The sequence below is a fragment of the Thermorudis peleae genome, from assembly GCF_000744775.1.
Taxonomy (GTDB): domain Bacteria; phylum Chloroflexota; class Chloroflexia; order Thermomicrobiales; family Thermomicrobiaceae; genus Thermorudis; species Thermorudis peleae.
The window spans coordinates 262,871-288,147 of the sequence record NZ_JQMP01000001.1; the positions used below are offsets into that span (position 1 = coordinate 262,871).

General features: G+C 65.8%; 20 protein-coding genes. 16 read left to right on the forward strand and 4 right to left on the reverse strand.

Features of this window, described 5'->3' with window-relative positions:
* From N675_RS01225 to N675_RS01235, 3 genes are all read right to left on the reverse strand, one after another.
* Window positions 1-828 (reverse strand): IclR family transcriptional regulator, encoded by an 828-nt coding sequence (locus N675_RS01225; protein ID WP_051913779.1) that lies wholly within the window; start codon window positions 826-828, stop codon window positions 1-3.
* A gap of 976 nt (window positions 829-1,804) precedes the next feature.
* A complete protein-coding gene (locus tag N675_RS01230) occupies window positions 1,805-3,163 on the reverse strand; it encodes an ABC transporter substrate-binding protein (RefSeq protein WP_038037494.1) in 1,359 nt (452 codons plus the stop codon).
* 288 nt (window positions 3,164-3,451) lie between these two features.
* On the reverse strand, window positions 3,452-5,158 hold the full coding sequence (locus tag N675_RS01235) for a methyl-accepting chemotaxis protein (protein WP_051913781.1): 1,707 nt from the start codon (window positions 5,156-5,158) through the stop codon (window positions 3,452-3,454).
* A 162-nt stretch (window positions 5,159-5,320) separates the two neighbouring features.
* Between N675_RS01235 and csx2 the strand changes: the two genes are divergently transcribed.
* From csx2 to N675_RS13375, 16 genes are all read left to right on the forward strand, one after another.
* A complete protein-coding gene (gene csx2, locus N675_RS01240; protein ID WP_038037495.1) occupies window positions 5,321-6,535 on the forward strand; it encodes a TIGR02221 family CRISPR-associated protein in 1,215 nt (404 codons plus the stop codon).
* 670 nt (window positions 6,536-7,205) lie between these two features.
* A complete protein-coding gene (locus N675_RS01245; RefSeq protein ID WP_051913782.1) occupies window positions 7,206-8,207 on the forward strand; it encodes a LacI family DNA-binding transcriptional regulator in 1,002 nt (333 codons plus the stop codon).
* Window positions 8,208-8,217: 10 nt separating this feature from the next.
* On the forward strand, window positions 8,218-9,063 hold the full coding sequence (locus tag N675_RS13370; protein ID WP_231577885.1) for a 5-deoxy-glucuronate isomerase: 846 nt from the start codon (window positions 8,218-8,220) through the stop codon (window positions 9,061-9,063).
* A complete protein-coding gene (locus tag N675_RS01255; RefSeq protein ID WP_051913787.1) occupies window positions 9,053-9,886 on the forward strand; it encodes an SDR family NAD(P)-dependent oxidoreductase in 834 nt (277 codons plus the stop codon). The genes N675_RS13370 and N675_RS01255 overlap by 11 nt, the downstream gene beginning before the upstream one ends.
* Before the next feature lie 113 nt (window positions 9,887-9,999).
* Window positions 10,000-10,647 carry a sugar phosphate isomerase/epimerase family protein gene (locus N675_RS01260; protein ID WP_081886752.1) on the forward strand — a complete coding sequence of 216 codons (648 nt, stop codon included), beginning with the start codon at window positions 10,000-10,002 and terminating at the stop codon, window positions 10,645-10,647.
* 18 nt (window positions 10,648-10,665) lie between these two features.
* The gene (locus N675_RS01265; RefSeq protein ID WP_051913791.1) at window positions 10,666-11,493 is read left to right on the forward strand and encodes a sugar phosphate isomerase/epimerase family protein; all 828 of its coding nucleotides are present in this window, start codon (window positions 10,666-10,668) and stop codon (window positions 11,491-11,493) included.
* Window positions 11,493-12,536 (forward strand): Gfo/Idh/MocA family protein, encoded by a 1,044-nt coding sequence (locus tag N675_RS01270; protein ID WP_038037497.1) that lies wholly within the window; start codon window positions 11,493-11,495, stop codon window positions 12,534-12,536. Before N675_RS01265 ends, N675_RS01270 begins: the two co-directional genes overlap by 1 nt.
* 14 nt (window positions 12,537-12,550) lie before the next feature.
* Window positions 12,551-13,393, forward strand: coding sequence for a sugar phosphate isomerase/epimerase family protein (locus tag N675_RS01275; RefSeq protein WP_038037499.1), 843 nt, complete (start codon window positions 12,551-12,553; stop codon window positions 13,391-13,393).
* 243 nt (window positions 13,394-13,636) lie between these two features.
* On the forward strand, window positions 13,637-14,410 hold the full coding sequence (locus N675_RS01280) for a GntR family transcriptional regulator (RefSeq protein ID WP_231577886.1): 774 nt from the start codon (window positions 13,637-13,639) through the stop codon (window positions 14,408-14,410).
* Window positions 14,411-14,456: 46 nt separating this feature from the next.
* Entirely contained in the window at window positions 14,457-15,380 is a 924-nt protein-coding gene (gene dapA / locus N675_RS01285) for a 4-hydroxy-tetrahydrodipicolinate synthase (protein WP_038037500.1), read from the forward strand.
* 3 nt (window positions 15,381-15,383) lie between these two features.
* Window positions 15,384-16,127, forward strand: coding sequence for a fumarylacetoacetate hydrolase family protein (locus tag N675_RS01290; RefSeq protein WP_038037502.1), 744 nt, complete (start codon window positions 15,384-15,386; stop codon window positions 16,125-16,127).
* Window positions 16,128-16,139: 12 nt separating this feature from the next.
* Window positions 16,140-17,678: a 5-carboxymethyl-2-hydroxymuconate semialdehyde dehydrogenase gene (gene hpaE / locus N675_RS01295; RefSeq protein ID WP_051913793.1), complete on the forward strand. Its 1,539-nt coding sequence runs from the start codon at window positions 16,140-16,142 to the stop codon at window positions 17,676-17,678.
* Window positions 17,679-17,716: 38 nt separating this feature from the next.
* Window positions 17,717-19,210 (forward strand): 4-hydroxyphenylacetate 3-monooxygenase, oxygenase component, encoded by a 1,494-nt coding sequence (gene hpaB / locus N675_RS01300; protein ID WP_038037504.1) that lies wholly within the window; start codon window positions 17,717-17,719, stop codon window positions 19,208-19,210.
* Between the two features lie 15 nt (window positions 19,211-19,225).
* Window positions 19,226-19,816 carry a flavin reductase family protein gene (locus tag N675_RS01305; RefSeq protein ID WP_197066249.1) on the forward strand — a complete coding sequence of 197 codons (591 nt, stop codon included), beginning with the start codon at window positions 19,226-19,228 and terminating at the stop codon, window positions 19,814-19,816.
* Between the two features lie 18 nt (window positions 19,817-19,834).
* On the forward strand, window positions 19,835-20,836 hold the full coding sequence (gene hpaD / locus N675_RS01310; protein WP_081886754.1) for a 3,4-dihydroxyphenylacetate 2,3-dioxygenase: 1,002 nt from the start codon (window positions 19,835-19,837) through the stop codon (window positions 20,834-20,836).
* Between the two features lie 1,326 nt (window positions 20,837-22,162).
* On the forward strand, window positions 22,163-24,658 hold the full coding sequence (locus tag N675_RS13375; RefSeq protein ID WP_156100767.1) for an AAA family ATPase: 2,496 nt from the start codon (window positions 22,163-22,165) through the stop codon (window positions 24,656-24,658).
* 131 nt (window positions 24,659-24,789) lie between these two features.
* Here the strand turns inward: N675_RS13375 and N675_RS14710 are convergent, their stop codons facing one another.
* Entirely contained in the window at window positions 24,790-24,924 is a 135-nt protein-coding gene (locus tag N675_RS14710) for a hypothetical protein (RefSeq protein WP_277870620.1), read from the reverse strand.
* Window positions 24,925-25,277: the final 353 nt, after the last annotated feature.

The following is a 25,277-nucleotide window of genomic DNA, read 5'->3' on the forward strand; positions in this document are numbered from 1 at the left end:
CTAGGAAGCGCTGCCTGTTAAAGGCCGTCGATACTCTGGTTCTCGATAGCCAAGATGAGCCGAAAGCGTCGCTGCTGCTGCTCTGATTGCTTCGATGAGTTCCTGTTCGCGCTGACCGTCAAACCGTGAACTTGGAACTGAAATACTCATTGCCGCCACAACCCGACCTGAAGCGTCATGGATCGGTGCGCCGACGCACCGTACCTCTTCTAATGTCTCCCCACGGTCAACTGCGTAACCTCGGGCGCGCACGGTAGCAAGTTCGGTCTTGAGCTGCGCAAGGTCAGTGATCGTATATGGGGTCAGTTGCTCCAGTTTGATGCCGGCAAGGAGGGCATCGAGCGCTGCCTCGTCGAGCCAGGCAAGGAGACATTTGCCAAGCGAAGTCGCATGGGCGGGGAGGAGCGTGCCGACTTCGGATGCCAGTCGTACCCATTGGGTACCCTCCTGTTTGGCAACATACAGCACGAATCGCCCACGTAAGACAGCGAGTTGCACCGTCTCTCCCAACTCTCGGGCAATATCGGGAGCGAGTGCATAGAACTCACGTAGCAAGCTACTCTGCCGTGCATAGGCAGCGCTGAGCACTAAAAGCTGTGGTCCAAGATGATAGCGTTTTGTCTCAGGATTACGACTAACGAATCCCCCATCTTCCAATGTCCGGAGAACGTTCAAGAGACTGCTCTTTGCTTCACCGAGTGTCCGACTGAGTTCGGCAAGTGTCATCCCATCCGGCGTGTGAGCAAGGGCCTCGAGTGTGGCCAGCGCTCGCGCGACTGCTGGTGAAGCCTGCTGTCGATTACGGGGTAAGAGTACGCCAATGTTCAAAATTCTGAACTCCATTCATGATTCCGACTACTCTCACTGTAATATCGTGTTCAGCCAACGTCAAGACCCGCTGGCAAGTTAAAGAGATATGCGCACGTATTGCTCTTTTATCGGCTTGCTGCAGGGAGCGAGCTGAGGATGCAAGCGACAGGTTGGGAAACAAAGCCCTCATGGCAACCATCATTGATTGACTGTCTCAGGCCATCCTGCAAAGCAGCAGGGCACGGCTACTCCATTCCTGCCTGACAGCAGAAAGACGGACAGGCAGGCGCAGCCCTACAGGTTTGGTGGCTAATGGGTTATTGCGTCGCAGTCAAACGCTCGACGGACGGAGTGTTATAAGGAGGTAAGCCTCCAGGCTTGACCGCGTTTCCGCTCAGCCTCACTTCAACACTACCGTCATCCAGCCCGGCACGAGACTAAGCCGGGTTCTTGCGCAACTGGTCGCGGCTCGGTGTTTGTCCAGCTCACCGAGTGATAGTTAGAACACGAGCTGCTGGATCGCGTGCTTGGGCGGGCCGTACCATGCGTGATGGCGATGTTGGCCACCCACAACATCTCCTCACGCGTGTCAACAGCATGGCAGACATACATGGAGGAGCCTGCGAGCCAAGCAGATCCGCTCTTAGCAACGTGAAAGCAGAACGTTCCTTTAAATGACATATCCCTGTTGCGTTCACTACGCAGCCCCAGGCGCACTGTACATCACGTCAGCGGCTGCGTTCAGCTTAAAAACATGGATAATGGCTCAGGCAGTGATGCGCTACGCTTCGGAAAGCTATTGACACCCCCAAGACGTGCTCGACGGTGCCTTTTGTGCACCGCTCTCCGTTACACGCCAGACTGCTCCGTTAGGCACCAATCCCACTATGGCTACATCAGCTGCAGCGCTTGCCCCTTCCCTTAAACGCGCTTAACGTCTTCCTTGCCCGTCACGAACTGCGCTGCCGAGCGCACCAAAGCCACAACATCGTAGTTAGAAGGAAAGGTCATCGACGTTGCCAATCGTGTCAATCACAACGTTTCCATAACTGCCGTCTGGTAACTTCTGAACCTTCCGGATGAGCACGGTGATGATCGGTCCTTGCGACTCCGGGTTAAAGCGAAACTCGCCAGTCGGCCCGGTAAAATGCACCTGTCGCAGGGCTTGCAGGAAGGCTTGCTTATCCTCAACCTTGCCGCCTGTCGCATTCAATGCTTCGACAATCACGCGAGCCGCCAGATAGCCTTGATACGCAAACTGGTTCGCCTGAGCGTTGTACTTGGCGCGGAAGGCGTCGACAAAGGCCTTGTTCTCGGGCGAGTTATAGAGTGGCGAATAGTGGAGCGACGTCACAACGTTGAGAGCGGCATCGCCTTCTTGATTCAAGATGTTCTCGTCGACCGTGTCGCCAGCCCCGGTCAGCGGGAACTTGTCTTTAAGACCAAAATCGGTATATTGCAAGACAAAGCGCACGGCATCAGCGCCACTGTAGAAGGCCCACACAGCGTCAGCTTGATACTGCTGGATGCGCTGCAGGTACGGGCCAAAGTCTTGCGTGTTCATTGGCACGTAGACCTCACCGGCAATCTTGCCGCCCGCTTGCTCAAAGCGCTTGCGGAAGGCATCGGCTTTCTCATGGCCAGCTGAATAGTCCAGAGCGGTAAGGATCACGCGCTTGTAGCCAAGCTTGTTGTACGCATAATCGCCAAACGGAGCTTCGTATTGCCCATTGGCGAAGGACACGCGGAAGAGATACGGACTGCGCACTTTGGGATCGCGCGTGAGGGGTTGCCAGCCGGCATTGGCGACAATGAGCGGAACCTGCTGCTGTACGACGTAGTCACGGATAGCCGCTGCTTCGTTACTGAGGGTCACGCCAGCCAGAATGTGCACGCGATCCTGTTCGACGAGCTTGCGCGTCTTGGAAAGCGTCTGGTCTGGACTGCCAGCACAATCTTCGGAATGCAGTTCAATCGGGCGGCCGCCACCCTTGTTCTGGACCTGCTCTAAATAGAGCTGCATGCCACGGAGCACGTTTTGTCCAAGGGACGAATAGGTTCCGCTGAGGTCACCGAGGACACCAACGAGTACCGGCCCTTGGTTACTTGCTTGCGTCGTCGCGATGACGGTGGGACTCGCCGCAGCTGTCGCGGTCGTTGTGGCTGGCGTTGCCGTGGCCGCTTGTGCAGGGGTTGGCGTTGCCGCCGCTGTTGGACTTGCGGCGCTGCTTGGCGCACGGGTCGGTGTCGGCGTCGCATTGCCGCCGCACGCGCTCAGCAGCAGGCCACCGAGCATCCCCCCACCAAGCAATCGTAGAGCTGCTCGTCGCGTTATTGCACGCTGTCGTTCCATGTGCTCCTCCTCGCTCGTTCTGCGGTGTGCTCACTGGTCACACGATAGCGAGGTAGGCGAGGCAGCGACAAGTCTGATGTTCAACAATGTTGGACACACAACGCTGGCTGTCGTGGCATGGCGCACTCGGTGAACGATGTCCACCCCCGTTTCAACGGGGGTGGACGAGAAGAGCAGGGGGTTGGTGCTCGTGTGTGATCCCTTTCAGGCCGATCGCGCGTTGGTTTACCGGCATCGTGACACGAGCGTCTGCGCCGGACTGTGTGGGAGGATGGGTGCAGTACAGGTTCAGACCCGCCAGCCAATGGCGGCAGCACCCCAGCGTTGTCCATGAACGTAGAGCGGCACGGCGACAAGTGACATTACCTCGCCGGTGTCGCGGGCATAGGTTTGGGCAATGAAGCGCTGATCACCGCCGGGTGGTTCGCGGAGGTCACAGCCGGCTTGGACGAACTGCTGGCGCGTCGCCCGCGGCGGCAGGTGCTCGGCTGCTTCACCGAGCCCGATACGCGCAGCCTTCACCAGCACGGGCTGATCAGAGAAGAAGCGTTTGACGCGATTGCCGGCAAGGTCGCGTTCAGGAATGCCCGTCCAGTCTTTACAAAAGACTCGATTATGGATCGGCGCGTAGGTGTTGAGGTCGATGACGAGGGCGAAGACGAAGCGGGAGTCGCGGCGTAGGATTTCGTCCATTTCGGCTTGAAGGGCCAAGTCGACAACGGCGTCATAGGCTGTGCTGTATTTCGGCGGCTGGAAGCCTTCAGGTGGGACACGGCTGACATCGAACAGGCGGGCGAGCGAACGGATTGCCGGGCCTTTGATCTCGGTATAACGCAAGTCGAGTACATCGTCGAGCCGGAGGCGCCGCTCGGCAATCGCACGTTCGAAAACCGCACGACAACGGTCAGCGAGTTCGCGGCAGGCGCTGAGCGCACGATGGAAGGGGGTGTCCAGATCGACGCGGGCAAAGCCCTCATAGGCCTGTTGCGCCAGTTGTGCGAGCGCAAAGGTTTCCTCAGCAATGTGCTGCGTCTCTCGCTCAAGGCCACTGATGCTTTCTGTCGTTTGTTCGAGTGATCCGGTTGCGGTCTGCAAGGCTCCAGCTTGTTGCTGAACGGCAGCGGCGATCGCATCAATCGCGTGTGCTGCCTGGGTGGCGAGCGTGCTTGTTTCTCGCAGAACCTGGCTGAGCCGGTCAATCGCCTCGACTGAGGCCCCAACAAGGTCGACACTCCGGGCCAGAGCTTGGCGTGCCGGTGTCAGCTGAGCAGCAAGGGTGTCAGTCAACGAGCGAATTTCGCGCGTCTGTGCTGCAGTATGTTCGGCTAATTTGCGTACCTCCTCGGCGACAACGGCGAATCCGCGGCCGTGCTCGCCCGCGCGCGCTGCTTCGATTGCGGCATTGAGGGCCAGCAGGTTGGTCTGTTTGGCGATGCTGGCGATGACGTCGCTGACGCGCATGATGGCGGAGATTTGGGTGAGGAGTGTCTCGAGCCGGTTCGCTACGTCTTGCATCTGCGCCCGTAACGCCGCGGCGGTCTCCTCTGCCGCGACACTGGCGCGTAAGCCGTCCGCAGCCCGGGCGTCGACCTGTTGGGCAGCGGTGGCGGCGCTTTCAGCCGACTGCGCGATCTCTTCTACCCCGGCATTCACTTCCCGCAACGCGGCAGTGATGTGCTCTGCGCCTTGGCGGGCCGTGTCGATCTGGCGAGCGACGTGTTGTAGCCGCACGCTCGTGCGCGCAACGCCGATGGCGGAACGTTGGACAACGGTTTCGAGTTCGCCGAGCAAGCCGCGGAGATCGCTCCCGAGCCGTTCGAGCGCACGGCGGATCTCGCGAGCGCGCGGGTCTGCTCCGTCAATGGCCGGTGGATGGGCGAGCGCGTTGAGGCCATCCGTCAGGATTGTCACCAGCGTGTCGAGCAGCAGCGGCTCAGCTGGCCGGTCATCGTCGTGCGCTACTGGTGCCGTGGGGTTGAAGCGCAATCCTGTCACGTCTTGTGCCTCCTCACCAGACTGCAACTCCCACTCACGGTCTTCGGCACAACGAGCCGAAGGCGAAAGAGCCCCGATGGTCTGACATGTTGACAGACCGCTGTCCCGTTGCCCATACTCTTGCGACATCATGGTTCGGCCGAAGAGTTGGGACGGTGTGTCATGCTGCTGGTGACCGTCTTGGGGACTGGCGACTATCAGGAAGCCACGTATCAGCTGCGGGATGGGGACACCTGGCGACGCTGTCGCACCCGCCTCTTCCCTACAGCGCTGGCCGAATGGTTTGCGCCTGAACGTGTCCTGGTTCTCCTTACCCCCGAAGCGCTCGAGCATGACAACTGGCAGGCGTTACAGGCATTCCTCGGTGAGCGAGCCGAGCCAGTGCTGATTCCCATCGGCAGGAACGAGCGGGAGCTGTGGGACGTCTTCGACGCGCTCGTCACGCGCGTGCCAGCAAAGGCGCGGTTGCTGTTCGACGTCACACACGGGTTTCGAGCGCTGCCGCTTTTTGCTGTGTCGGCGGCACTCTTCTTGCATCGCGTGCGCGACGTCACGATCGAGCGCGTGCTCTATGGGGCGTATGAGGCGCGTGATGCTGCGGGGAATGCGCCGGTGTTTGACCTGACGCCGCTTGTCGATCTCATTGACTGGCTCAGCGGTATTGAAGCATTGGTGCAGTCAGGCAACGGCCAGTTGCTTGCCCAGCGGTTGGGCGAGACACAGCGCCGCCAGTGGCGTCGGGGGAACGGGCATGCGAAGCCACGCCAATTGCAGCGGGTGGGCAAGGCGCTGGGGACGTTTTCGACCGCGGTGCAGCTGAACCGGCCGCACGAGGCGCTCACAGCCGCGAGGACGGTGGTGAATACGATTGCGGCCGCACAGGAGGAACTTGCACACTGGGTTCGGCCCTTTGCACTGCTGGCGCAGGAGATCGCTGATGAGGTTGCGGCGATTGCGCATCACGAACCAGATCGCCTTACCCGCGCGAACCTCCAGGCACAGCTCGCGTTGATTGACTATGCCCTCACAAAGGGACTTGTGCTCCAGGCAGTCACGCTGGCACGCGAGTGGCTGGTCAGCTGGTACATCCTTGAGCGATTCCCGGAGAACGCTGAGCGGTGGCTGCATCCGGAGATCCGCGACCAGGCGGGACGAGCGCTCAACAACGGAGCGAGGAAACTCCGTGAGGGTGCGGCGATTGCGTGGCAGGTCCCAGAGCGCCGGGTTTTTCTGCTGTGGGATCAGCTTGGACAACTCCGGAATGACCTCGCCCACTGTGGCATGCGTCCACAGAGCCAGCGGCCGGAGCCAGAGCAGGTGCGTGCGCATGCAGAAAAGCTGATCAACCAGGTGCGGCAGGTGTTGAGTGCTGTATGAGATGTGCCTGTTCGATGTCTTGGGGAGATGGGGCGGCTATTGGGATAGCTGCTGGGATATGTCATTCTCATTGATCCGGCAAGGCCACCCCGGTCCCACACACCACGCTGCCCGCGAACACGACGCACAGGGCCGTCAGCTGCGCAGTCACCCCATTCAGGGAATCCGGCAGAACCGACAGGCACTGTGCGTGTCCCCTCTTCAAGGGGCGCTTTGGTGCTGCTCGAACAGCATGTCATTTTTCACTGGTAACATCGTGCGCTCGCGGCGACGCGCCCTTCGCAAGCTCACTGCGTGCGTCGCCATGGCCTTCGGCTCGCGCAACGCATGAACAGGCGGTGAGCTTCCGGACGCTGGGCACGACGACAGCGCGCGTGCGCGCAGCACCTGCGTATCTCGCCGCGACGTGAGCCCTGGTCCTGCAAGCATTGGCGACAAGCACATCGTTCCGGCGGACGTCGCCGCAGCAAGGGTGCGCGCCTTCATTGGCATGTGCGCATAGACGACGTCCAGCGATAGATTCTGGATACGCTCTGGCAACTTCACCTCGTGAACCGAGGGTTGACAGCCGTGGAGCTGTCCGCTATGATAGAGCCATCTGTTAACGTTCACGGGAACGTTCACAGTTGCCGGAGTGGCAGCGGATCGTCCTCAGGAAGCGGGCGGGGTGATGGGCCGTAAGAAGGTCACCATTGTCGATGTCGCGCGTGAGGCTGGTGTGTCCGTGCAGACTGTGTCGCGTGTGTTGAATGCGAAAGGCGAAGTGAGTCCACGTACCCGGGAGATCGTCGTTGCAGCGATTGAGCGCTTAGGCTATCGCCCCAATGGCGTGGCACGCAGCCTGGTCACGCGTCGAACGCTGACCATTGGCCTGATCGTGCCCGACATCGCCAACCCCTTCTTCCCCGAGATCGCGCGTGGAGTCGAAGAGACGGCCCAGGCGGCAGGCTACCAGGTGTTCCTCAGTAATACGAATGAGCAGCCAGAACGTGAAATGCAGGCGCTGCACGCCCTGGCTGAGAAACGCGTCGACGGCGTCATCCTTTGCGGCACGCGTCTGGCCGACGAAGCCCTGCTGCCGATGCTCGCCGAGTTTGCTGCCGTCGTCCTCGTCAACCGGGCGCTCGCAACTGACCAAGCGGATGCCGTCTTGCTGCACGACGAGGCAGCGATGTACCGGCTGGTGCACTGGCTAGTGGAAAACGGCCGGCGACGGCTTGCGTTCCTGGCCGGACCGCCGCGCTCGTACAGCGGGCAAGGCCGCCGGCGCGGGCTGCTGCGGGCCTTGAACGAACTGCAGGGGCATGCCGACCTCGTTGCCATGGTCGATTGCCCGCCATTCATCGACGGGGGCGTCGTGGCCGCACGGCAGATTCTTGAGCAAGGACAGGGTGTTGACGCCTTTGTCTGCTACAACGACCTGGTCGCACTCGGTGCGCTCCAGGCGTGTCAGCAGGCAGGATGTGCCGTACCCGCTGAGATTGCCGTGACGGGGTTCGACGATATCACCGTGGCTGGCCTGGTCACACCAGCGCTGACCACGATGCGTGTACCGAAGCACATGCTCGGTGAGCATGCCGCGCGGCTCCTCCTTGAGCGGCTCGCCGGGCGCCAGGAGCCGCGTCAGGTGGTCGTTGAGCCGGAGCTTGTGGTCCGTGCCAGTGCGCCATAGGCAGGGAGGGATGATGGTGGAGCAGTGGAAACGGCCGAGTCGGCTGGGGGAACCGGGTCACCACGTGCTGGTCTCGCCTGATGACGGGACAGTGCGCTGGCTGACGGTTACGCTGCACGTGGTGCGCGCCGGTGAGCAGCTACGCGGTGAGACAGGCGAGCACGAATACGTACTCGATCTCCTTGCGGGCACGGTCCAGGTGCTGCGCGAGGGGCAGCCATGGCAGACCGTGACACGGCCTGGCTTCTTCCAACACGGGCCAGTGTTGATCTGCATCCCACCAGCGTCACGCTATGCGGTCATGGCCGAAACGCCTGCTACCCTGCTTGCCGTCCATGCGCCAGCGCCCACGGGCGGTGACTGGGCGGTCGTGTTGCCTCATGATGCGCCGGCGCGGGACGTTGGACGAGGCAGCTGGCAGCGGACAGTCTGGCCAGGCACGTCAACGCTGGCGGTGACCCAGCGGCTGCTGGTTGGCGAGACGCTCAATCCGCCTGGCGGGTGGTCGTCCTACCCGCCCCACAAGCACGACACGGTCAATCCACCACGCGAACTTCCCTATGAAGAAGTCTATTTCTTCCGTTTCGATCCACCTGGGGGGTTCGGGCTCCAGCGGATTTATGGCCAGCACCCTGATGGCACGCCCTTCGATGTTGCGTTCACAGTGGAAGACGGGGACGCCATCGTCATCCCCCGCGGCTATCACCCGGTTGTGGCTGCGCCGGGGTACGCCATGGGCTACGTGTGGGCGCTCTGCGGAGAAGGCAAGCAGTACGGGGCCTGGACCGAGGACCCTGCACACCAGTGGGTTGGCCAGACGACACGGGAGACGGAGGCAGCACACCGTGAGCGGTGAAGCGCGCGGCACTGTTGACCTGCGTGAGACCGTGGCCTGCGTGACCGGCGGGACTGGCGGCTTGGGCTTGCCGATTGCGTTGGCACTGGCGAAGGCGGGGGCTCGCGTGGCGATTCTTGGCCGGCAGCGCGAGCGGCTCGAGCGCGCCGTGGCGCAGGTGCGTGCCGTGCAACCGGAGTCTCTGGGTGTTGCGGCGGATGTGAGCGACCCAGTCTCGCTGGTCGAGGCGCACGCCACAATTCGCCGCACGCTCGGGCCAGTGACCGTGCTGGTCAATGCCGCAGGCGGCAATCGCCCCGACGCGACCACGGGGCCTGAGCAATCGTTCTTTGCGCTAGATCCGGCAGCGCTTGACGCAGTCGTGCGGGTGAACCTGCTGGGCACGATCTGGGCGTGTCAGGTTTTTGGCCAAGACATGGTGGAGGTGGGACAAGGGAGTATTGTGAACATTGCCTCGGTTGCGGCCATCCGGCCACTCACGCGCGTCGTGGCGTACAGCGCGGCGAAGGCTGGCGTGGTGAATTTCACCCAGTGGCTCGCGACGTATCTCGCCCGGGAATACAGCCCGGCCATTCGGGTGAACGCGGTTGTCCCGGGCTTTTTCCTCACCGAACAGAACCGTTTCCTGCTGACTGACCCGGCTGCACCAGATGGATTGAGCGCGCGGGGGCGGAGTGTGCTTGCCCATACCCCACAAGGGCGCTTCGGTACGCCAGATGACCTGTGTGGGGCAGTGCTATGGCTGGTGAGCCCGGCAGCGCAGTTCGTGACGGGGACGGTGGTGACGGTCGACGGCGGGTTCTTGAGTGACGCTGGGGTGTAAGAGCGGGGAGAAAGTATGAGCCAGGTAGTAGGCATACGACAGACAACCGACCACGTTCCGGCGTACACGGCGGACGTTGCTACGGCCAGGGCTCGAGACAACACTGGCAGGGAATGTCACTGAGTTCGCAAGCGTCTCCGGATCGCGCTCGTACTACCAGGTGTGCTTGTTGCGCCTCCGCTTTCTGTCATCGCTGCCGTGGTACAACGGACATTCTACGTGACCCTTATTGGGGGCTCCTTCGGCGGCTTGCGCGGCTTGGTGGGCGGGTGGTGGTGTTCGGCAGTGGGCAAGCGCGGAGCATCCCGCCATCAATGTCAATTGAACGGGCCAACGAGCGCCTTGCCCGCATCGTGCGCATGCTGGCCCAGCACGCGCGGGAAGCCGGGTTGCAGCTCGCGCTCGAGCCACTGCGCCGGGCTGAAAGCAATGTCTGGAACACGATCAGCGAGGCCGTCGCATTCCTCACGGCCTACGATCTCCATGACGTGGGCGTGGTCGCCGACTTTTACCACATGCTTGCTGAACATGAGCCGCTCAGCGCGATCGCAACGCACCGCGAGCGGATTGTACACGCACACCTGGCTGATAGCGAACGCAAGCCACCGGGGTTCGGCACGGCTGACGTGCGGGGCTTCCTGGCCACCCTGCAGTCCTCGGGATACAGCGGGCTGTGTTCGTTTGAATGCCGCTGGGACGATTTGGCGACGCAGTTGCCAATCAGTGTCCGGATGGTTCGTGCCCTGTGCGAGCAGGGGTAAGCAGTGGGGAGAAGCAGCATGCGCGTGGCGTTTTCCAACCTGGCCTGTCCAGGCTGGTCGCTGGACCAGGCTGTTGCCGCAGCACGGGAATGGGGATATGAGGGGATTGAGTTACGCCTCCTCAACGGGGAAGTGATCCCGCTCGCGCTTCCCCCGGAGCACCAGGCCATGATCCGGGAGACGCTTGAGCGTGCCGGGCTTTCGCCCGTGGCATTCGACACCTCGATCCGGCTCGTTGGCGACGAGGACGAGTCAGCAGTCTGCGAGGCGATTCGGGCCGCACTGACCCTCGCCAAGACGCTCGGCGCACCGATGATTCGGGTGTTCGGCGGGCCATTTGCGCCCGAGGAGGCATGGGAAGCGGTTCGGGCGCGCGCAGCACGCATTTTGAACCGTGCAGCGCCATGGGCTGAGGAAACGGGCGTGGCAATTGCCCTCGAAACCCATGACAGCTTTGCCAGCGGCGAGCGCGTCGCTGCCGTACTGGACATGGTGCCGAGCCGCGCGGTCGGGGCACTCTGGGACACCTTGCATCCCTTCCGGGTCGGCGAGACGCCAGACGCGACAATGCGCCTGCTCGGCGACCGGCTGATGCTTGTCCACATCAAGGATGCGCGGGTTGACGGGCCAGCATGGGAACTCTGCCTGCTTGGCGAAGGCAATGTCCCGGTTCGCGCGATCTTGGGGCTGCTGGCGCAGCACGGCTACCGCGGCTGGCTCTCCGTCGAGTGGGAGAAGCGCTGGCATCCAGAACTGGCTGATCCAGCCGTTGCGCTGCCGCAGCACGTGCAGGTGTTGCGGGAATGGCTTGCGGCAATCGGACAAGAACGGAGAGAGGCAGAGTGATGGCAGAGCGACGCTATGGGTTTGCAATCGTTGGCGGCGGGGTGATTGCGCCAATCCATGCACGGGCGATCCAGGCGCTACCGAACGCGGAGTTGCGTGCCATCGTGGACGTTGTGCCAGAGGTTGCCGAGCACCGAGCAGCCGAGTTTGGCGTCGAGGCCTACACCGAGCTGGAACCTGTGCTTGCCCGCCCGGATATCGATGTTGTCTGCATCGCGACTCCGAGTGGGTTGCACGCCACGCTTGGCATGCAAGCAGCTCGCGCAGGCAAGCATGTGATTGTTGAAAAGCCGATCGACGTGACGCTCGAAGCGGCCGACCAGCTGATTGCGACCTGTCGGCAAACGGGAGTGAAGCTTACCGTCATCTCGCAGCGCCGGTGGGATCCAGGGGTACAGGAACTCAAGCGCGCACTCGAGGCCGGCGCACTCGGGGACGTCTTTCTGGCTGATGTCGTCATGAAATGGTACCGGTCAGCGGCGTACTACGAGAGCGCCGCGTGGCGGGGAACCTGGGAACTCGACGGCGGCGGCGCGCTGATGAACCAGGGCGTCCACTTCGTTGATCTGCTCCTCTGGCTCGTCGGCCCGGTGGAACGCGTTTACGCCACGTGTGCAACCGTCGCCCACACGATCCCGGTTGAGGATCTGGCAGTGGCGCACCTGCGGTTCCGCAACGGCGCTGTCGGCGTGATCGAGGCAACGACAGCCGCCTACCCTGGCTTTGACGAGCGCCTTGAGGTGACCGGCACACGGGGAACGGTGCGCGTGGAGAAGGGAGCCCTCACGCTGTGGGGCGTGCCAGACAGTCCGCGGCAGGTGGCTGAGCAGGCCCGCCCGAGCGCGGCAGCAGATCCGGGCAGCTTGTCCAGCGAGGGCCACCGGCAGCAGATTGCCGATTTTCTGGAGGCGATTGAGCAGGACCGTGAACCGGCGGTGACGCCAGAACAGGCGCGCGCCGCGTTGGAGTTGATCCTGGCGGTCTATGCCTCGGCACGCCATGGCGAGCCCGTGACGTTGCCGTTGCCAGTGGGCGCACGGTGAAGGGAGTCTCACGCGTGACAGGTGGGTGGAAGCTTGCCGCGATCGGCGATGAGATTGCTGCTGAGCCAGCCGCCGCGCTAGCCGTGATGCACGAGGCTGGCGTCCAGGCCCTGGAACTCCGCAGTGCCTGGGGGAAGAACGTGCTTGAGCTGAGCGATGATGAACTGCGCATCGTGCAGCAGGAAGCGGCCGCGCGCGGGATGCCCATCCCGGTCATCGCCTCGCCGATCGGGAAGACGCCGATTACTGACCCAGTAGATCACGAGCTGGCGCGGCTCGACCGTGCGCTTGCTATCGCCGAGCAACTCGGGGCCTGGGGCATCCGGATCTTCTCGTTTTATCTGCCGGCTGGGGCCGTGCCAGAGCAGTATCGTGCAGAGGTGCTCGCGCGCCTGCAGCAGTTTGTTGAGCGAGCCGCGCGCCGGGGCATTGTGCTGCTGCACGAAAACGAGAAGCTGATCTACGGGGATATCCCCGAGCGGTGCCACGACATCCTCGCCTCGATCAACTCGCCGTGGCTCCGGGCCGTGTGGGACCCGGCGAACTTTGTCCAGTGTGGCGTGCGGCCGCATACCGAGGGATTCGCGCTGCTCGCGCCGTACATTGCCCACGTGCACATCAAGGACGCGCAGCTGGCGACCGGCCAGGTGACACCGGCGGGGGAAGGCGACGGCGAGGTCGCCGAGACGCTTGCTGCGCTGGCCGCCCGCGGCTATGACGGCTATCTCTCCTTTGAACCGCATCTGACACTCGCTGGCGAGCGCGGCGGCTTCAGCGGACCGGAGGCGTTTGCCCGTGCTGTCGCGGCACTGCAGCGCCTTCTTGCGCAGCTTCCCGCGCCACACGCTTCCAGCTAATACCGGCAAGGGGATGTTCGGCCGCGCGGGCACGGCAGCGATCACGCCCGACGCGGCCGCATGGGCTAACGTGGGGGCTGGCCACGCGTGCGCCTGTGTGCAGGGCACTGAGGCGACGCGCCGGAGATGAGGCAGGGGCCAATGCCGCGGCCGTGCCCGACGTCGCGTGACGCTGCCGTTCAGCGATGAGGGCGCAGGGAGTGGTGGATAGCGTGGCAGTTGACATCGTGTAGGATTTCCTGTATGATCGCTGCAGTACAGCAGGCCAGACAAGGGATGGCGATGAACAAGCAGGAAGTGGCGTACCAGATTCTTCGGCAGCGGATCGTCAGCGGGGTCTACGGTCCTGGCTATCGCCTGATCATCGACGAGCTCGCCCGCGAGCTGCAGATGAGCCAGACGCCGCTCCGCGAGGCCGTGCGCCGCCTTGAGGCGGAGGGGCTGGTGGAGTACGTGCGGAATGCTGGCGCCCGGGTGGTCACCATCGACGAACGGCAGTACCTCGACGTGCTGTCAACCCTGGCCGTACTCGAGGGGTACGCGACAGCCCTGGCCGCCCCGTGCATGACGCCGCGCGATGTCGCGATCCTGCGCGCGTTTGAAGACGACATGGCAGCGGCCGTGGATGCGGGCGACATGTTACGGTACGGCGCGTTGAACCGGGCATACCACGAGGCCATCTACGCCCATTGCCCGAACCGCTATCTCGTGGGGCAGATTGAGCGAGCCTGGACGCAGCTTGACTCGATGCGGCAGTCGATCTTTGTGTTGCTGCCGACGCGCGCCCGCGCCTCACTCGACGACCACCGGCGGATCACCCAGCTGATCGCCGAGCGCGCGCCAGCTGAGGAGATCGAGCGTGTCGTCCGCCAGCACAAGCTGGCCACCGCCGACGCCTTCCACGCCTGGACGCTTGCCCAGCGGGCGCCCCGCCGTGAGGCTGGCCGCGGCGTGGTTGCCGCCGATGGCCATGACCAGCACGCAGACCGTGCGGAGGAAAGGAGGAGGATCGAATGACCACACAGCGCAGCGCATGGCAGTCCAGCGAAAGGGGTGAAGGGTGATGGAGACGTCTGGGTTGCGTGGGTCGCTGGTGCCGCTGGTGACGCCGTTCCGCGATGGGGCGGTCGACCTGGCGACGCTGCGCGACTTGATCGAGTGGCAGCTGGCCAGCGGAAGCCATGGGATTTCGGTGACGGGCTCGACCGGCGAGCCAGCGTCGCTCTCGCTCGAAGAGCGTGAGCAGGTGATCGCGACAGCGATTGAGGCCGTGCGTGGCCGCGTGCCGGTCATCGCCGGCACCGGCGCGAACTCGTTCGCCGATACCCTCCGGCTGACGCAGTTCGCCGAGCAGGCTGGCGCCGACGCCGCGCTGGTGATTACGCCGCCGTACTGCCGGCCATCCCAGGAGGGGCTCTACCAGTACTTCACGGCACTGGCGCGCGCGGTGCGCCTGCCACTGATCCTCTACAACATCCCCGGGCGCACGGCAGTCAACCTGGAGCCGGAGACGCTGGCCCGCATCCGACGCGCCTGCCCGAACGTGGTGGGGGTGAAGGAGGCCAACTACGACTTCACCCAGGTAAGCCGGTTGTTCGACCGCTGCGGCAGCGACCTGCTGGTCTACTCCGGCATCGAGGCCCTCTGCTTCCCGCTGCTCGCGCTGGGCGGTGCTGGCTACTTCAGCGCCACCGCGAACGTGCTGCCGCGCGAGTGTGCCCAGCTGTACGAACTGACCGTCGCCGGACGCTGGGACGAAGCCCGCGCCCTGCACTACCAGCTGCTGGCGATGAACGAGGCGCTGTTCATCGAGACGAATCCGGGGCCGGTGAAGTACGTGCTGGGGCTGATGGGCAAAATCCAGCCCGAGCTGCGGCTTCCGCTCGTCCTGCCGTCGCCGGAGAACCAGGCTCGGCTGCGCGCGGTCGCGGCACGCTACGGCCTGGTAGCTGAAACAGCGGCAGCGCCGGTGGGGAATGGAGCCTGACGCATGCGCACCGCACGCTTTCTCGCCGACGGCCGGTTGCACGTGGGGCAGGTTGAGGACGAGCGACTCATCGACGAGGCTGGGCGCGCCTACGCCTTCGACGCGGTGACGTGGCTGCCGCCGGTTGAGCCGCGCAAGATCATCGGGCTGGTGCTGAACTACGCCGCACACGCGCGCGAGCTGGGGATGGAAGCCCCGACGGCGCCGGTGCTCTTCTTCAAGCCAACGACGGCGTTGATCGGCCACCGCGCGCCAATCGTCTATCCCCGTGGGGTCACGCAGCTGCACTACGAAGCCGAGCTTGCCGTCGTGATCGGGCGACGCTGCCGGAAGGTGCCGAAGGAGCGCGCGCTGGAGGTTGTCCGTGGCTATACGGTGGCCAACGATGTGACGGCCCGCGACTTTATCACCAACTACTTCCGGCCGCCGGTCAAGGCGAAGGGGTTCGACACGTTCTGCCCGCTCGGCCCGTGGCTGGTCGAAGGGGAGGCGATCGATCCGGACAACCTGACGCTGCGGGCGTTCGTCAACGGCGAACTCTGCCAGGAGGGGCACACGAGCCAGTTGATCCACAAGGTCGCTGACCTCATCGCCTATCTCACCGACTTTCTGACGCTCGAACCCGACGATGTCATCCTGACCGGCACGCCGGAGGGCATCCGGTTCGTGCAGCCGGGCGACGTCGTGCGGGTAGAGGTTGTCGGCGTGGGGGCACTGGAGAACCCCATCGTCGCCGAACCAGCATGAGAGGAGAGCACGATGACAACGACCCAGCAGGCACACTACACGGCGTTGCGCGAGCGCGTCCTGCCACGCGTACAGCAGTTGGCGCACGTTATCGATGGGACGTTCACCGTTGGCGAGAGCACGGAAACGTTCGTTTCCCTCAACCCGGCAACGAACGAGCCGATTGCCACGGCGCCAGTGGCGAGCCCGGCTGACGTCGAGCGCGCGGTGCAGGCCGCCCGACGCGCCTTCGACGAGGGGCCATGGCCACGGCTGCCCGCGGCTGAGCGCGCGCGCATCCTGCGCCGCATCGCCGAGGGGATCCGCGCGCGGGCCGACGAGATCGCTGTGCTGGAGAGCACCGATACCGGCATCCCGATTACCCAGATTCGCGAGGCGCAGGTGTTGCGCGCCGCTGACAACTTCGACTTCTTTGCCGAGATGGCCACCCGCATTACCGGCGAGAGCTACCCGGTGGACACCACCTTCCTCAACTACACCGTCCGGCGGCCGGTCGGTGTCGCTGCCTTGATCACGCCGTGGAACACGCCGTTCATGCTCGAGACCTGGAAGGTCGCCCCCTGCCTGGCTGCCGGCAACACCTGCATCCTCAAGCCAGCCAGCTGGTCGCCGCTCTCGGCCACGCTGCTGGCGGAGATCGTGCAGGAGGCCGGCGTGCCTCCGGGCGCGTTCAACCTCCTCTACGGGCCAGGGGAGCAGGTCGGCGAAGCCCTCGCCGCCCACCCGGCCGTCAACCTCGTCTCCTTCACCGGCGAGACGACGACGGGCAAGCGCTTGATGCGCGTGGGCGCTGACACGCTGAAGCGGTTCTCGATGGAGCTCGGCGGCAAGTCGCCAGTGCTGGTCTTCGCCGACGCCGACCTTGACCGCGCGCTCGACGCTGCCATCTTCGGCGTCTTCTCGCTCAACGGCGAACGCTGTACTGCCGGGTCACGCCTGCTGGTGGAACGCACAATCTACGACACGTTCGTCGACCGGCTGATCCAGCGGGTGCGGAACATCCGCGTGGGCGACCCGCTCGACCCCGCGACCGAGGTCGGGCCGCTGATCCACCAGCGCCAGCTCGCCCGGGTGCAGGGGTATCTCGCGCTTGGCCAGCAGGAAGGCGCGCGGCTTGCCGTCGGCGGCGAGCGGCCCAGCGACCCCGCACTTGCCCGCGGCAACTACCTGCGCCCCGCGCTCTTCGTCGACGTGCAGCCGACGATGCGGATCGCGCAGGAGGAGATCTTCGGCCCGGTGCTGTGCGTCATCCCCTTCTCCACTGAAGAGGAGGCCCTCCGCATCGCCAACGGCGTGAAGTATGGGCTGGCGGCCTACCTCTGGACGTCCGACGTCACGCGGGCCATGCGGCTGGCGCCGGCGCTCGAGGCCGGCATGGTGTGGGTCAACTCACAGAATGTCCGCGACCTGCGCACGCCGTTCGGGGGGATGAAGGAGAGCGGGATCGGCCGCGAGGGCGGCTTCTACTCGTTCGAGTTCTACACCGAGGTCAAGACGATCCATGTCGCGCTCGGCACCCACCGGATCCCGCGAATGGGTGTGGGACAATAAGTGACAGTGGATGCCCAGCAGCACGAAGGAGGAGCACCATGGGAGCACGGACTGGCGCCGCATACCTCCAGCGGCTCCGCGAACACCCGCGCGAAGTCTGGATTCACGGGGAGCGGGTGCAGGGCGATATCACCGCCCACCCGGCTTTCCGCAACATTACCCGCAGCATCGCCGCGCTCTACGACATGCAGCACGACCCCGCCTTGCGCGACGAGCTGACCTACCTCGAGCCCTCGACGGGAGAGCGCACCGGCCTGTCGTTCATCCAGCCGCGGACGCTCGACGACCTGCAGCGCCGCAGCCGGATGATGAAGCGGTGGGCCGACTACTCGGGCGGCATGCTCGGCCGCACGCCCGACTACCTGAACGCCGGGCTGGCGGCGATGGCCGCGGCCGCCGACTACTTCGCCCAGAACGACCCGCGCTTCGGCGAGAATATCCGCCAGTACTACGCCTACGTGCGCGACAACGACCTCTGCCTGACGCACACGCTGATCACCCCGCAGGTCAACCGCGCGGTCGGGCCATCCCGGCAAGCCGATCCGTACATCGTCGCCCGGGTGGTGAAAGAGACGGACGCGGGCATCGTCATCCGCGGGGCGCGGATGCTGGCCACGCTCGGGCCGATCGCCGACGAAATCGAGGTCTTCCCCTCGACCGTCCTCCGAGGCACTGAAGAAGATGCCCCCTATTCCTTCGCCTTCGCCATCCCGGTCGATACGCCGGGCCTGAAGTTTCTCTGCCGCGAATCGTTCGACTACGGACGCTCGCCGTTCGACCACCCGCTCGGCTCGCGCTTTGAAGAGATGGACGCGGTCGTCGTCTTCGACGACGTGCTGGTGCCGTGGGAACGCGTGTTCCTCTACCAAGACGTCGAGCGCTGCAACGGCGTCTTCGCCGAGACGAACGCTGTGGTGCACATGGCGCACCAGGTCGTAGTCAAGAACGTCGCCAAGGCAGAGTTCCTCTTCGGCCTGGCCGCCCAGATTGCCGACAAGATCGGCATCGACGGCTTCCAGCACGTGCAGGAGAAGCTGGCCGAGCTGATCATGTACCTGGAGATGATGCGCGCCTTCCTGCGGGCGGCCGAAGCCGACGCAGCCCGCAGCCGCTGGGGCATCGTCACCCCGGCCTGGGCGCCGCTCAACGCCGCACGCAACCTCTTCCCACGGCTCTACCCGCGGATGATCGAGATCATCCAGCTGCTGGGCGCGAGCGGGTTGATGGCGATCCCGACCGAGGCCGATGTTCAGAGTCCAATTGGGCCGCTGATCGACAAGTACCTGCAGGGGCGCAACTGCGAAGCCTACGAGCGGCTCAAGCTGTTCCGGCTGGCCTGGGATGCCACGCTCAGCGCCTTCGGCTCACGCCAGGTGCTCTACGAACGCTTCTTCTTCGGCGACCCGGTGCGCATGGCCGGCGCGCTCTACACCAGCTACGACAAGGAGCCCTACAAGGCCCGGATCGCGGCGTTCCTGGAGCGGGTCGAGCGCGAGCTTGCCGAAGAGCCCGCCCCGGCCAGCGGCATCTAGCGTCAGGAGCGGGTGATGGGCCTGACCGATGTGGCACGGGATCCGGCAACGTTCCGCCGGGTGATGGGGCAACTGGCCACCGGCGTCACGCTGATTACCGCGCAGGCCGGCACGGTGCAGCACGGCATGACGGCCAACGCGGTCATCTCGGTGTCGCTCGAGCCGCTGCTGGTGCTGATCAGCGTGCGCCGCGAGGCCCGCATGGTCGCGGTATTGCGTGAGGCCGGGCACTTCGTCATCAACATCCTCGCGCGCGACCAGGAGCCGATCGCCCGCCACTTCGCCGGGCAGCCAGTGCTGGGGCCACGGCCGGAGTTGCCGATTGAGCCGTGGGAGGGCGGGCTGCGGCTGGCTGGCTGCCTGGCGGCCATCGCCTGCCGTGTGGTGGGCTGGCTGCCCGGAGGCGACCACTGGCTGGTGGTGGGCGAAGTGACCGCGCTGGCGCTGGGTGAGCCGGGGACGCCGCTCCTCTACTACGGCGGGCAATACCGCACGCTCGCGCCCGCCGCGCCGGCCCCCGCGCCCGCGCCCGACCTGCTCGACAGCCTCGGCGCTGCGCTCTACTACGATGAAGGCACGCCGGATCCAGTGCCCTGGGACGAGTAGCGGCGAAAGGGGGGCAGCATGACACCGAACCGCCTGCCGTTTACCATCTTGAAGACCGGACACGTCGAGTTGCGCGTGACCGACCTCGCCCGTGCCCGTGCCTGGTACGTCGACCTGCTCGGCTTTGTCGAGACCGCGCAAGAGGACGGGCGGCTCTACCTGCGTGGCTACGAGGAGTGGGAGCACCACAGCCTGATCCTCCGCCAGGCCGCGACACCCGGGCTGGGGCACATCGCCTTCCGCGTTGCCAGCGAGGACGACCTCGACCAGCTGGCCCAGCTCGTCGCCGCCCGCGGCCTGCCGCACCGCTGGATCGAGCCCGGCGCCGAACGTGGCCAGGGCCGGGCGCTGCGCATCCAGGATCCGCTGGGCTTCCCGGTCGAGTTCTACCACACCGTCGAGCCCGTGGAGCGGCTGCTGCAACGGTTCGACCGCCAGCGCGGCGCCCACGTGATGCGCATCGACCACGTCAACCTGCACGTACCCGACGTCGCCGCCGGCGAGGCCTGGTACATCGACACGCTCGGCTTCCAGCGATCAGAATATACGATCACCGACGAGGAACCGCCGCGGGTGTGGGCCAGCTGGCTCCACCGCAAGCAGAACGTCCACGACGTGGCGCTGATGACCGGGCACGGGCCACGGCTGCACCACATCGGCTTCTGGGTGCAGGAGCCGGTCGACGTGCTGCGGACCGCCGACATCCTGGCAGCGGCCGGACAGGGCAGCGCGCTGGAACGCGGGCCGGGGCGGCACGGCATCTCCAACGCCTTCTTCCTCTACCTGCGCGATCCCGACGGCAACCGCATCGAGCTCTACACCAATGACTACCTGATCCCCGACCCCGACTTCCCGCCGATCTGCTGGCGGCTGAACGACCCGCAGCGGCAGACCTTCTGGGGACATCCAGCCCCGCCGAGCTGGTTCGACGACGCTGCCCACGTCGAAGACTTCAGTGGCAGCACATTCGTGCCACTCACCCCGCCGACCCTGGCCGACCGCCCCGCCCTCGCCCACTGACGCCGGGAGCGTGATCGTACGCCGCACGGAGCAGGCGCAGGGTTTGAGCCGCCCGGCGCTTGCCCGCTGACACTGCTGAACGTCGCTGCGCGGATCAGCCGGGAGAGCGCCCCTGGTCACGACGCCCCACGCTTGCCCCTTGACGCCGCTAAGCATCGCCGCCCCGGACGTCGCCGCCCTCAGCGCCTGACCAGCTCCTGACCAGTTCCTGACCAGCCTGCCCCGCCCGAGCGCGGCTGTTCCGGCCTGTTCGTTCAGCTCCGCCCAGGCATACGGCACTCCGTCGCCGTGGCATACCTGTTCGGCCGCCATCACAACAGCGGCGGGCAGCCGCCCGGGCGCACGCGCCCCAGCTCCACTCACCCTGGCCGCTCGCTCACGGACACCCCCGCACGAGCACCACCGGCCAACGCCGGGGGCATCCCGCACGCCATCGCCCACGGGACGCCTCCAGGTCGCCGCGGCCGGAGCACACACCACACCGCCGTCACACGCCAGCAGACTGCAGTCGGCTGCAGCGGGCTGCCCCGCCGGTTCGCAGCGACCGCCCCAGCCCCGGGCGCACGCGCCCACGCCCGGCTGTCGCGCCCAGCACGCGCCCCCACGCCCCACGCCCGCCCCCACTCCTCGGCTCCGCCGCACCACCCCCTCTCGTTCCATTCAGCATGTTATGTCAAAACATTAGCTTGCATTCCCCTCGAACACCTGCTACACTCCGAACAGGAACGGGAAGCCGGTGGGGACACCCGGGGAACAACCTCTCCCTTCCCACGACCACCCCGCAGCCCGCTTCCCGTCCCCTCCGGCACCATCCCACCCCGCGCCCCGGCCGGAGTCGCCGTGCAGCAGAAGGGGCCGAGCGCGCCCCAGCTCGGCCCCCACCACGAAAGGATCCCGGGAATGCCCCCCGGTTCCCCTTCAGTATACGCCACCACCGCTCCCCTGGCAGCCCCCCTCCTCGCCGCCCTGACCTGCCCCAACCCCCGCTGCCCCTGCCACCGCACCGCCCAGCGCGGCTCCGGCCGCACCCACTGCCCCGCCCACGACGACCAGCACCCCAGCCTCAGCCTCTCCCTCCAGGGCGACCACCTGCTCGTGCACTGCCACGCCGGCTGCCCCCAGACCGCCGTCCTCGCCGCCCTGCGCGCCCGCGGCCTCTGGCCCGCCACCCCCGTCACCCCCACCAGGCCAGGCAGCCGTGCTGCCAGCGGTGTGGCCAGTGCCCCGGCTGCGCCGGCGGAGGGCAGCCGTGCTGCCCGCACGAGCAGCGCGGCTACCCACACAGGGAGCAGCGCTCCGGCTGCGCCGGCCGAGCAGGAGGCTGGCGTGGTCACCCGCTACCTGGTGCGTGATGCCACCGGCCAGCTCGTCGCCGTCCACTGCCGCCGCGACACTCCCACCGGCAAGCGCCTCTGGTGGGAAACCCCCGACGGCGCCCCCGGCCTCGCCGGCCGCCCCACCACCGCCCTCCCCCTCTACGGCATCGACCAGCTCGGCCCCAGCCCCATCGCCATCGTCTGCGAGGGCGAAAAGGCCACCGACGCCCTCCGCCAGCACGGCCTGCCCGCCGTCGGCACCGTCACCGGCGCCAGCGCCACCCCCAGCGACGCCGCCCTCGTCCCCCTCCGCGACCGCACCGTCTACCTCTGGCCCGACCACGACCCCGTCGGCCACGACCACATGGCCCGCATCGCCGCCCGGCTCCACGCCCTCGGCTGCTCCGCCATCCGGCAGATCCGCTGGCCCGACGCCCCGCCCGGCGGGGATGCCGCCGACTACCTGGCCGCAGGACACACCCGTGCCGACGTGGAACAGCTGCTCGCCACCGCCGCGCCCTGGCCGCTGCCGGATCCCACAGTTGAGCCGAACGAGCAGTCTGTTCCGCCAATCCCACCGACCATCACCGCCGACGAGCTCCTCGCCCGCGACTTCCCCGAACCACGCTGGATCGTGCCCGGCCTGCTGCCCGAAGGCCTCACCATCCTGGCCGGACGCCCCAAGCTCGGCAAAAGCTGGCTCGCGCTCGACCTTGCGCTGGCCGTCGCCACCGGCGGCCGCGCCCTCGGCACCGTGCCCGTCGAGGCCGGCACCGTCCTCTACCTCGCGCTCGAAGACACGCCACGCCGGCTCAAAGACCGCATGAGCTGGCTCCTGCCCGAATGGCAACCCGGCATGCTCCAGCGCCTCGCCCTCGAAACCCACTGGCCGCGGCTCGACGACGGCGGACTGGAACTGCTGGCCGCCTGGCTCGCCGTCCACCCCGACTGCCGGCTCGTCGTCATCGACACGCTCAAACGGATCCGCCCGCGCGAACGAATGCGCCAGGCGCTCTACGACGTCGATTACGAGGCGCTGCAGCCACTGGCTGAGCTCGCCGCCAGCCGTGGCCTGGCTGTTCTGGTCGTCCACCACACCCGCAAAGCCGACGCCGACGACCCGCTCGACCTGGTGAGCGGCACAACTGGCCTGACCGGCGCCGCCGATGCCGTACTGGTGCTCCAGCGTTCGCGCGGCTCAGCCGAGGCGACGCTGATGGCGACCGGCCGCGACCTGGAAGACGGAGAACATGCGTTACAGTTCCGGGCTGGGCACTGGCAACTCATGAAGTCGGCCAACGAACTCTCGGCGCCAGCCCAGTCGCCCGAACGCCGCGCCGTGCTCGAGTTGCTGCACCAGCACGGGCCGATGACCGCGAGCGAGCTCGCCCGCGCCCGCGGGACATCGCTCCAGGCTGCGTGGAAGCTCCTGCAGAAGCTCGCCGCGGAAGGCATCGTCCAGGCCGACGCCAACGGAGCGTACGCCATCCCGAGTTCAACCCCAAAACACGCACATCGTGCACAGGTGGTTGAGTCGGTTGAGTACCGGCAAAAACCGCATGACGACGCGGAAATCCACTCAACCACCTTGACCCAGCACCGGTTGAGTGGGTTGAGTGACGCACCACTGTCCCCCTCTCAGCCCGCTGCTCCACACCACTTACACCACTCGCACTCAACCAACTCAACCACTCAACCGCACTCAACCACTCAACCGCACTCAACCACTCAACCGCTCAACCAACTCAACCACTGTCAACCACTATCACCGATGTCAGTTACGTCAACCGACGCACCCGCATCACCCGCGTCAACCGCGTCGAGCACTGCGACGCGCACGCCATCGGTTCCATCACCCGCGCCCGCCCACGCACCCGATGCGCCCCACCGCACCAGCGCACTCGCCCGGTCACGGGCAACCGAGCCACCGGCGTCACCCGCATCCCCCACCAGCACGCCGCCTGCTCCGTCACGATCGCCGGACCACGAGGACGCCCCCGCTCCGCCGGCAACCGCGCAGGCAGCTGACAGTGGTGCAGGACAGACAGGCCAGCCAGCGGCAGGCTGGGCGCGCGAAGCTGAGGCAGTGGACGAAGCGTGTGCGGCTCAGAGTATCGAGACAAAAGAGAGGAACGATACTGCTCAATCGCATTCTTTAAGCGGAATACAGTACAGCGACAGCTTTGCACGAGCCGAACGCTACTTTGTTGACCCACGCGACGACTCGCCCGACGACGCTGCGCTCTGGGAGCAGCTCTTCCGGCTGGCCTACGAGCTGGACGGGGGCGTCCCCGGCTCCTCCGAGCTGGTCGGCACGCTGCGCGGCATGCGGGCGGTCGGGGCACGGTTGGAGCGGGCCGGGCCAAGCTACCGCATCGTGCCGGGCCCAGACCTGGATCCAGCGGAGTTCGCCCATTTGCGCCGGCAGTGGCTCGACCCGCGCCGTGCCCGCATCGCCCGGCTGCTCGCCAAGCTGCCCCTCTCGCCTTCCCCGCCGGCTGCCTGAGGGCGCCGCGGGCGCTCGCCCCAGGCTGCACCCGCCTCACCCCTGGCGACGTGTGCCTGGGGCAGCGGCCAGCGCGGCCGTCGCGCTCCCCACCGGCTTCCCGGCAACCGAGCGCGAGCAGCGGCAGGGCGCTAGCGGCCGAGCAGACGGCGGCGGAGCGTTGCCAGCGCAGCGCGCACGCGGTGTGGCCCGATGATGATGACGACGAGCACGACGGCCGGCACGCTGAACAGCGCTGTCATGATTGTTCGGATCAGAAGCGACATCACGTCCTCCAGTATTCCTGCCGCTGAGCATACGCTATCGGCCCCGCCTTCTCACGGCTGCCACGCGCGACGCCGAACGCCAGGCCATGTTCACCCGTGGTGCGGCTTGCGTGCGGGGCGGCTTGCATGCGGGGCTGCTCACACGCAGTGCCGCGCGCATGCGCTGCTGCTCACGCACACTCGTGCTCCGCGCACGCTGCTGCTTACACACGCTGCTGGACGCGCACACTGCCGCGCGCATGCGCTGCTGCTCGCGCGCGATGTTGCTCACCCGCGGGGCTGCACGTATGCGGGGCCGGGCGCGGCGATGGCGCGGCACTACCGGCGTGTTGGCTCGTGAACCCGGACAGCCG

Bases quoted from the DNA above. Each gene is read 5' to 3' on its own strand.
- N675_RS01230 (WP_038037494.1), bottom strand. From the start codon at position 3,163: ATGGAACGACAGCGTGCAATAACGCGACGAGCAGCTCTACGATTGCTT.
- csx2 (WP_038037495.1), top strand. From the start codon at position 5,321: ATGCTGCTGGTGACCGTCTTGGGGACTGGCGACTATCAGGAAGCCACG.
- N675_RS01245 (WP_051913782.1), top strand. From the start codon at position 7,206: ATGGGCCGTAAGAAGGTCACCATTGTCGATGTCGCGCGTGAGGCTGGT.
- N675_RS13370 (WP_231577885.1), top strand. From the start codon at position 8,218: ATGATGGTGGAGCAGTGGAAACGGCCGAGTCGGCTGGGGGAACCGGGT.
- N675_RS01260 (WP_081886752.1), top strand. From the start codon at position 10,000: ATGTCACTGAGTTCGCAAGCGTCTCCGGATCGCGCTCGTACTACCAGG.
- N675_RS01265 (WP_051913791.1), top strand. From the start codon at position 10,666: ATGCGCGTGGCGTTTTCCAACCTGGCCTGTCCAGGCTGGTCGCTGGAC.
- N675_RS01270 (WP_038037497.1), top strand. From the start codon at position 11,493: ATGGCAGAGCGACGCTATGGGTTTGCAATCGTTGGCGGCGGGGTGATT.
- N675_RS01280 (WP_231577886.1), top strand. From the start codon at position 13,637: ATGATCGCTGCAGTACAGCAGGCCAGACAAGGGATGGCGATGAACAAG.
- dapA (WP_038037500.1), top strand. From the start codon at position 14,457: ATGGAGACGTCTGGGTTGCGTGGGTCGCTGGTGCCGCTGGTGACGCCG.
- N675_RS01290 (WP_038037502.1), top strand. From the start codon at position 15,384: ATGCGCACCGCACGCTTTCTCGCCGACGGCCGGTTGCACGTGGGGCAG.
- hpaE (WP_051913793.1), top strand. From the start codon at position 16,140: ATGACAACGACCCAGCAGGCACACTACACGGCGTTGCGCGAGCGCGTC.
- hpaB (WP_038037504.1), top strand. From the start codon at position 17,717: ATGGGAGCACGGACTGGCGCCGCATACCTCCAGCGGCTCCGCGAACAC.
- N675_RS01305 (WP_197066249.1), top strand. From the start codon at position 19,226: ATGGGCCTGACCGATGTGGCACGGGATCCGGCAACGTTCCGCCGGGTG.
- hpaD (WP_081886754.1), top strand. From the start codon at position 19,835: ATGACACCGAACCGCCTGCCGTTTACCATCTTGAAGACCGGACACGTC.
- N675_RS14710 (WP_277870620.1), bottom strand. From the start codon at position 24,924: ATGTCGCTTCTGATCCGAACAATCATGACAGCGCTGTTCAGCGTGCCG.